7 protein-coding genes are annotated in these 7595 nt (G+C 52.8%); all 7 read right to left on the bottom strand.

Annotated elements, in window-relative coordinates:
- Positions 1–609 precede the first annotated feature (609 nt).
- A complete protein-coding gene (locus WNY61_RS19335) occupies positions 610–807 on the bottom strand; it encodes a hypothetical protein (RefSeq protein ID WP_342853075.1) in 198 nt (65 codons plus the stop codon).
- Between the two features lie 228 nt (positions 808–1035).
- Entirely contained in the window at positions 1036–1959 is a 924-nt protein-coding gene (locus WNY61_RS19330) for a beta-mannosidase (RefSeq protein WP_342853074.1), read from the bottom strand.
- Complete coding sequence (locus WNY61_RS19325; protein WP_342853073.1) at positions 1956–3746, bottom strand: glycosyltransferase family 2 protein; 1791 nt, start codon at positions 3744–3746, stop codon at positions 1956–1958. The genes WNY61_RS19330 and WNY61_RS19325 overlap by 4 nt, the downstream gene beginning before the upstream one ends.
- Positions 3747–3789: 43 nt before the next feature.
- Positions 3790–4794 carry a UDP-glucose 4-epimerase GalE gene (gene galE, locus WNY61_RS19320; RefSeq protein ID WP_342853072.1) on the bottom strand — a complete coding sequence of 335 codons (1005 nt, stop codon included), beginning with the start codon at positions 4792–4794 and terminating at the stop codon, positions 3790–3792.
- On the bottom strand, positions 4791–5822 hold the full coding sequence (locus WNY61_RS19315; protein WP_342853071.1) for a UDP-glucuronic acid decarboxylase family protein: 1032 nt from the start codon (positions 5820–5822) through the stop codon (positions 4791–4793). Before WNY61_RS19315 ends, galE begins: the two co-directional genes overlap by 4 nt.
- Positions 5823–6027: 205 nt before the next feature.
- Positions 6028–6531, bottom strand: a complete 504-nt coding sequence (locus WNY61_RS19310) for a hypothetical protein (RefSeq protein WP_342853070.1) — start codon at positions 6529–6531, stop codon at positions 6028–6030.
- Positions 6528–7292: a response regulator transcription factor gene (locus WNY61_RS19305; RefSeq protein WP_342853069.1), complete on the bottom strand. Its 765-nt coding sequence runs from the start codon at positions 7290–7292 to the stop codon at positions 6528–6530. The genes WNY61_RS19310 and WNY61_RS19305 overlap by 4 nt, the downstream gene beginning before the upstream one ends.
- Positions 7293–7595: the final 303 nt, after the last annotated feature.

Below are 7595 nucleotides of genomic sequence, written 5' to 3'. Positions count from 1 at the left end.
CCTTGCTCAACCTTGGACTTAAGAAAATCGTGGTGGCGATCAGTGAAGCTAAGCGTAGTTTTTACGGTCATTATGTGACCCCCCCCCCCAAAAAAAAAGGTATGAATAAGTCATACCAAAAGTTGAGAGGTCTGTCAACGCCCCCCCCCCCCCCGGAAACCTGTAATCTATCCCTATTTTTCATGATCGGTTTGTTCCGAGGAGTTGATAGTGTCCCAAGGAATGGCGAACTTTGTTTTTCGGCCATGGCTAGAACTTCAACTTGCCGCAGCTTCAGCACAATATCTTCGGGCTTCTCTCGCTTTTCAGCCATGCTCTGGTCCTCCTGAAAACGGGATAATCATATCCCAGCGGGTGGGCCACTTCAGAGGGGATATTGCAAGGAGGAGAGCGCCCGTTTGTGTGTTCCGTCTCATGGTGCGCGCGAGCGCCAAGAGGCATGACCGGTTGGTAGAACAGGCCATCGCAGGCTTGCCCAAGGGCTTTGCCAATTGGAAAAGCCGCCAGCTGAGGCGGAGAAACGCGGAGAGTCTAAAAAGCTTAAGCGCTCCTCAGAAATGAGGGTCCGGGCCCTTTTTTAATCTGCCGCGTATCCTGACCCAAGATCGTCTAGCGGCGATAGCATTTCGATTTTTGACCGAAACCTGCGGGGGTGCAAATATAGCCACCCGTACCGGATCCAGCGGACGCAGTCTTGGTCGATTGCGCCATTGCCTGCTCGGAAAAAGCAGCTCCGGAGACGACCACTAACATCGCTGAAAATGCAAAAATACCGCGCCGGGACCGGCGTGCCAGGTTCTTGTTCACAACTGCTCTCCTCAGACTCGGGCAAGCCTTTCTGATGTTGGCTTGCCTCGATGACAGTGGAGCAACTATGCGAATACGGCGTTTACGGTCAAGGCACCCATGCGCCTAGCCCATCCCTCAAATACTTGAGGTGGGGCATTTCACGGGTGCCAGATGAGCTTTCAGGTGGCTTAGGCTTTCACAGCAAATGCCACCAAGCCTCTGTAAGAAGAGTATTTCCTGAATCACTTAGCGAGCATCAGGCAGAACGTGGGCGGTTTGCCGCCAGTTCGGATATCCAAATCCGTCTGGCCATGGATAAACTTCCTTTTGCGCAAAATAGACCACCGCTTCGAGTTCGGGATAAGACGCACTCATCGTTCGGATATCGGCATTCCACTTGGCGACATGCTCAGCATCACCAGAAAATCCAAGCTCTGCGACCATGATAGGTTTGTTAAAGGTCACAGCACGCTCATACCGAGGACCGAAGATTTCCTCAAAGGTTTGCGCTTGGTCGAGTATTGCCTCTTCCCAGGGCTCGAAGCTGAACACGGAGAGCCCCACGACATCCACGACATCGTCACCGGGATAATAGTCTGCGAGGTTTTCATATCCGAGCGGGGACCACATGTAGCGTGCGGTGGGCGCATTGGTGCGGCAAATGGCGTTCATCCGGCGGAACGCGGAGATATAGTCTTCCGGGCGCCAATTAGACCAAATGAACTGACCACTGGGGTCTTCCATTTCCTGTGCCCACCGGATTGTCATCGGAATATCAAGCTGACCTAAGGCAGAGCAGACGTTCTGCATGGTGGCATCATAGGTGCCATTTTGGATGCCTTCGCGCAGAACTGTCGGGCTGTTGCGGTCGTCGCGCGACCATGTCCAAGGCTCAATTGTGACCAACAGAGTCCGGTTGCGTTCTTTTGCATAGGTTTCTGCCTCGAACAAACTGGGCAGCAGCACATCTTCCCAAGGAAGAAACAGATGTTCGATCGACACCCCCTTCAAATCCGAAAAGTCGCCATTTGGGTCATAGACGCCAAACGGGAGGTCCCCCGGAGGGACGGATTGTGCGGGCAACGTAGTTCCCAAAGCAAGAGCGCAGAGAAGCGATACAGCTCCAGGCGCAAATGTCCGCTTGGGGGTGAACATATGAAGGGGTTTCATTTTGTGCCTCCTTTCAGGGGGACTGCATTGAGCCACTGCGACCACCAGTGGGGATTATAGACCATGACATAAGGGGAGCTTTGACCGCCCTGCCCTGCGCCTGTCACAACATAGGTAGGTATGAAGATGCGGACTGTGCTGCGTGTTTCGGTAAGCGCGACTAGGCCTGCATGGCCCCGCTCTCCTGCTGCGATAACAATGCAGGCTGCCGATAATCCCACACAGGCAAATTGCGCGACGGTTCGTGGTTTCCATACTGCAGCGCCCAATTGGTTTTCGCTCAGATGTTTGACAACAATAACTACGAAGACCGTGGTGTAGAGTGTAGCGTTAACGAGAGCGAAAATATAAAAACCAGCAGCCTGTTCTGCCCGTTCCACCCATAGCACTGGGAAGAGGGAAAACAGCGCCAAGACTAGGTAGGGGGATAGGACCTTCCATCCCAGCATCTGCACGTCCCGCTGGCCTTTTGGCGTCACGCGAAAGTCGACAAAGTTTCCCGTGAGCGTATCTCGCACTGCCATGAGGCTTCCCAAGATCACCCATGGCCACTGCACCAGTGCAAAGAGCATTTTTTCCCATCCTAGCACCTTGGCATCATAGGGTCGGAAGAACCCATCGGTCCGCATACATAAGACAAGGATGATCATGACAGCGATGGAGGGCCAAACATGAAGCAGGAATGCGGGGAAGGTAAGGTTGGCATAGCGCACGTCGAAAATGAGTGCTGCGATGGGCAATATAAACATCAGGGCCATGAAGCCGGCCAGCAGTGGATACCATAATTGGCAGAAAACAAACTGCAGCTTACGGCCCGGTGACAGACCGGCAAGATAGCGCGGTGTATGCTGGAGCAGAATGGTCATCAGGCTCCGCGACCACTGAAACTCCTGCACGATCAGATCTGCCACCGTGGGGGGGCCTTCTCCCTCAGCAATAGCATTGATTGCATGCATGCCTTTCCACCCTCCCGCGTTGAGGATCATGGAGGTTGAATGGTCTTCGGCAAGCTCAGGTCCGAGCCCGCCGACTGCATGCAGCGCCTTCGTTCGTACGGCATAATGGGAGCCAATACACATGGGCGCCCAGCCGTTTGCATATCCCGCCTGTACGACGCCGTGAAAGACGGCTTCTGTATGCAGCCGGCTCCGTGCGGCCCAACTGTTGGGCGCGTTGCGCGAACAGATGCTTGGTGCTGTGACATAGCCGACATCCGGATCTGCGAAGGGGCGAAGCATCTCGTGTAAATAGTCGGGTTCGGGCACATGGTCAGCGTCAAGCTGGGACACGATGTCATAGTGCTCATAGCCGTAGTGGTCGTAAAAATAGGCGAGGTTACCTTCTTTACACCGCGTCCGGCGGGGCCAGCTTTTGTTGTGATATGCTGCGACCCCTTTGCGCGTGGAGACATGAACACCATGCGCGCAGCACCAGTCTCGGGTCTCACGGTCAGGGTCTTCGTCGGCCAGCCAAGTATCGTGGGCCACTGTTTGGGCCAGCATGGCCTTAAGCGTTGCCTTAACGACTTCAAAGGGTTCTGCCGGCGCTTTCGTAACCACCATGGCGACCCGGCATGGACCCAGCTCAGCAAGTGTGCCGGTCGTATGATGTGACCGCAAGAAAAGGTTAAGAAAATAGGCTTGGACAAAAAAGACCCAAGCGACACAAAGCGTGACCGGGACATAGAGGTACCAAGCGGTGGCGTGCTCTGACTGCAACCACCAGTGCCAAAAGAAGACGACGGTGAGCAGCCATAGGCTGGCCAACAGAACATAGCGCCTTTTCACCTTCCCTTTCAGGAGAGGCTGGCGGAAAAGCTTCGGCTTATGATCAGGCAGATTTTGCATTTTGTACCTTCAATAGGCCAAAACTGCGCGCCGCATCTGCTATGATGGTATGGATGTCGGAGTGGCTTGGCTCAAAGCCTAGAATTTCCCGGGCTTGGCTGATGTCGGCGATCAAACTGGGCGGATCCCCCTGGCGCCGAGACGCTCTACGCACCTTTACTTTGGCGCCTGTCACGTCCTCGACCACCTGAATGATCTGCATGTTTGACACGCCCCTTCCACTGCCAAGGTTCAACACCAAGCTGCCGCCGAATTTTTCCAAATGTGCCAATACCATAAGATGCCCACGCACCAGATCGCTCACATGGATGTAATCGCGCACACAGGTGCCGTCGGCTGTGTCGTAATCTGTCCCGAACAGAGCCAGCGCTTCCCCCTGCGGGCGCGTGGCAGCAAGGGCCCGCGGTATAAGATGGGTTTCGGGGGAGTGTTCCTCGCACAGAGCGCCGCTTGGGTCCGCTCCGGCAGCGTTAAAATACCGCAGTATTGCAAAGTCCATGCCCGCTTGCCCTGCGACATCGCGCAATATGTTTTCGCAGATCAACTTGCTCTGTCCATAGGGGCTGATCGGACGTTGCGAGGTTGTTTCCGTAATAGGAATGGTTTGTGGGATGCCATAGGTGGCACAGCTGCTGGACAGGATGAAGTGGCGCACGCCGGCAGCTAAGCAGGCCTGAAGCAGAGAAATCATCCCGCAGACGTTGTTTTCGTAGTAGCTGATCGGGTCCTGCATCGAGTCCCCCACATAGGCTGAGGCGGCAAAATGCAGAACCGTTCTGGTGTTATGCTGGCATAAAGCGTGTGTGAGCTGTGTCGTATCACGCAGATCTATATGGGCGAACGGCCCCCATCGAACGGCGGCGCGATGACCGGTTACCAAGTTGTCGACAACCAATGGGGTGCGCCCCTCAACGCCAAGAGCATAGCAGGCGTGGCTGCCGATATAGCCTGCGCCGCCTGTCACACATATGCCAGTCGAGGCGCTCATTCCGCGATCAGCGCAGGTTTCATCTGTCGCAGCTCAGTCTCAAAATAGGGCATTGTGTGGCGCAGCCCTTCAGCCAAAGGAATGCGCGGCATCCAGTTCAGGTCCCTGTTGGCTTTTGTAATGTTGGGGCAACGTTGTCTGGGATCGTCTTGTGGCAGGTCCAGATAGTGTATGATGGGAGGGAGGCCGAGGATCTCAAGGATGCTATGGGCAAGGGCCCCTATGGTGAATTCTTCTGGGTTGCCGAGGTTGTAGGGGCCAACCGCGCTGTCTGGTGCCGCCATCAAAGCCATAAGACCTGCGATCATGTCGGTAGCATAGCAAAATGACCGGGTTTGGTGGCCATCTCCGTAGATCGTAAGGGGCGCGCCGGACAGGGCTTGCACCATGAAGTTTGAGATGACCCGCCCATCGGCCGGGCACATCGCAGGGCCATAAGTGTTAAAGATCCGTGCGACCCGTATCCGAGCCCCCTTTGTCTTATAGTAGTCGTAAAACAGGGTTTCGGCGGCGCGCTTGCCTTCATCATAGCAGGCCCGAGGGCCCATTGTATTCACACAGCCCCTGTAGTCTTCCGATTGAGGCGACGTTTCCGGATCGCCGTAGACCTCTGAAGTGGACGATTGCAAAATTTTCGCATCACAGGAAACCGCAAGTTCTAGAAGGTTTAGGGCGCCCCAAATGTTGGTCTTGAGCGTATGGACGGGATCGATTTGATATTTTTGTGGTGAGGCTGCACAGGCAAGATTGTAGATTTCATCGACAGGGCCAATGTCTGGTAGGGGATCGATGATGTCATGCCGCATCAAGATGAAATTGGGATCACTGAGCAAGATCCCAATATTGGACATCCTGCCAGTTTCAAAGTTATCCATGCAAATGACGATATGTTCGTCATGCAAAAGCGTATGACACAAATGGCTCCCGAGAAAGCCAGCGCCGCCTGCAACCAAAATGCGGCGGCGAGCATCGGTATTTCTAGATGTGCTGGCCCGAACTGAGTGCAATTTGGGTAAGTGCGCATTCATAGGATTTCCTCCAGTATCAGACCATTAGCTCGGGCTGCGGAACGAAGGATGTCGATCGAGGCTGCGTCCAAACTGTGCTGCGACGACTTTGTAGCTCGCGACAATTCAGCGTCGGCTATGTGTCTGTGATACTAGTTTAAAATCAAAATCTTACCTGTGAAGCTAACAATAAGGTTAGCCTGGCCAAGCTTAAGCTTTGAGCCGGTCAGCGCGGGAAGTCGAACTGCTGAATAATTTTCCAGATCGCATGGTTGATAAGGGCCAACGCTTTGATGGCTGCTTCAATATCTTCGGCCGCAGCATCGTTGAGGGGGTGCGATTGCCCCATCTTTAGCGTGTCCTTGCGGTCGGCGATCCGCATCAGAATGGTGCGGGGATTATCGCCATCCGCATCAAAAGCATAGATGCAGTGATTGTAGCGGTTGCGTAGCTTGGCTTGTCCCAAAATGCGGCCTGTGATGTCGAGTATCGCGGTTCTTTGATCTGATGGGACCCTGTCAAGCTTTGCTAGCCGCTCAACGAGGTCGATCCGTGCACGCGTGGTGTTTAAGGTCAAGAAGATGACAGTTGCCATCTCTTTGTCCACTTCTGATAAGCCTGCAATGAAATGGATCAACAGGCTTTCGGTGTTGGTCCAAGTATAGTTGAGCTTGCCTATGAGCAGGAGGAAATCATCAAACTGCAGATGCGGGCCACCATTTTCGTTCATACTGACCTAATCTCTGTTCTGGATTTTTCCAAGAACCAAACGGCTGCTTCTGTACGGTTATTAACGCCAAGCTTGGATATTACGTGATGGATGTGCAGCTTTACAGTATGCTCAGAGAGGCCCAGGCTATTGGCAATAACCTTGTTCTGCTTACCTTCAGCGACACAGGTCAGTACCTGCATCTCTCGGTTTGTCAGCTCGTCCTTGGCAACTTTAAGGGCCGGATCATGCAAGCTTAAGGAGGCTTGCACAGCGGGGTCGAGCAAAGATTTTGGCTTAGCGCAAATCTCTATCGGTTCTGGTATTTGGGCGTCTGCAGGGGTGTAGAGCTCTGAGGGGATGTAGTTTTCCCCGCAGATCAAAAGCTGCAGGAGGGTCAGCCAACGATCTACGTCTCGGTTCATTGGTAGGAAGGCTAAGTTGAGTGGGGGTTGGGTCGTCCTCATATCGTTCAGGATATTCCGGACTAGCTTCGGCTGTCGGTAAGATAAAGCTACGGTGGCATTGGAAAATTGCTCGAGCAAGACCGGAAGCGTAGTTTTTAAGCCAACAGCCATAGACTGATTTAAAATGATGCTTCGAACTCTATCGGGGCGACAGACTGTTAAATCGAGAAGGGATTCGACAGAGGGCAAACGACAAAAGGCTATATTTTCAAAGCTCGTTTGAGCCAATTTAAGTAATGTGTCCGAGAAGTCATGAGAGTTTCCTACAAAAAAACAGGAGACTTTATCAGAGCTAAAATGTTCATATTTGTGCATAGCATTGTCCCTAACTTTGGCTACAACGTTCTATGCCTGTCTGCCTCATCGCTTATATTTCATGCTGTGATAAGTCAGCAATCTTTATTTGCATGTTAACAAAATGTGTTTTTAACGGGTAGAGATTCTACGCCTTTATGACTAGATAATAACACAAACGGCCCACTTTTTGTCATAATATTATCAAGAGCTCATTCTTTCAACCTTGGGTGGTGTTGTTTTTATTTTCTCAGATCGAAAGGTGTAGGCCTATAGATCGAAAAATAGCGCAGGTCTTCCTATTCTGACTTTCGACTTTTTAAA

It is taken from the genome of Sulfitobacter sp. AS92 (assembly GCF_038900015.1).
Taxonomy (GTDB): domain Bacteria; phylum Pseudomonadota; class Alphaproteobacteria; order Rhodobacterales; family Rhodobacteraceae; genus Sulfitobacter.
The sequence above is the reverse complement of the archived record's forward strand: the minus strand, read 5'-3'. Positions and strand labels throughout refer to the sequence as shown.

Bases quoted from the DNA above. Each gene is read 5' to 3' on its own strand.
- WNY61_RS19330 (WP_342853074.1), bottom strand. From the start codon at position 1,959: ATGAAACCCCTTCATATGTTCACCCCCAAGCGGACATTTGCGCCTGGA.
- galE (WP_342853072.1), bottom strand. From the start codon at position 4,794: ATGAGCGCCTCGACTGGCATATGTGTGACAGGCGGCGCAGGCTATATC.
- WNY61_RS19315 (WP_342853071.1), bottom strand. From the start codon at position 5,822: ATGAATGCGCACTTACCCAAATTGCACTCAGTTCGGGCCAGCACATCT.
- WNY61_RS19310 (WP_342853070.1), bottom strand. From the start codon at position 6,531: ATGAACGAAAATGGTGGCCCGCATCTGCAGTTTGATGATTTCCTCCTG.
- WNY61_RS19305 (WP_342853069.1), bottom strand. From the start codon at position 7,292: ATGCACAAATATGAACATTTTAGCTCTGATAAAGTCTCCTGTTTTTTT.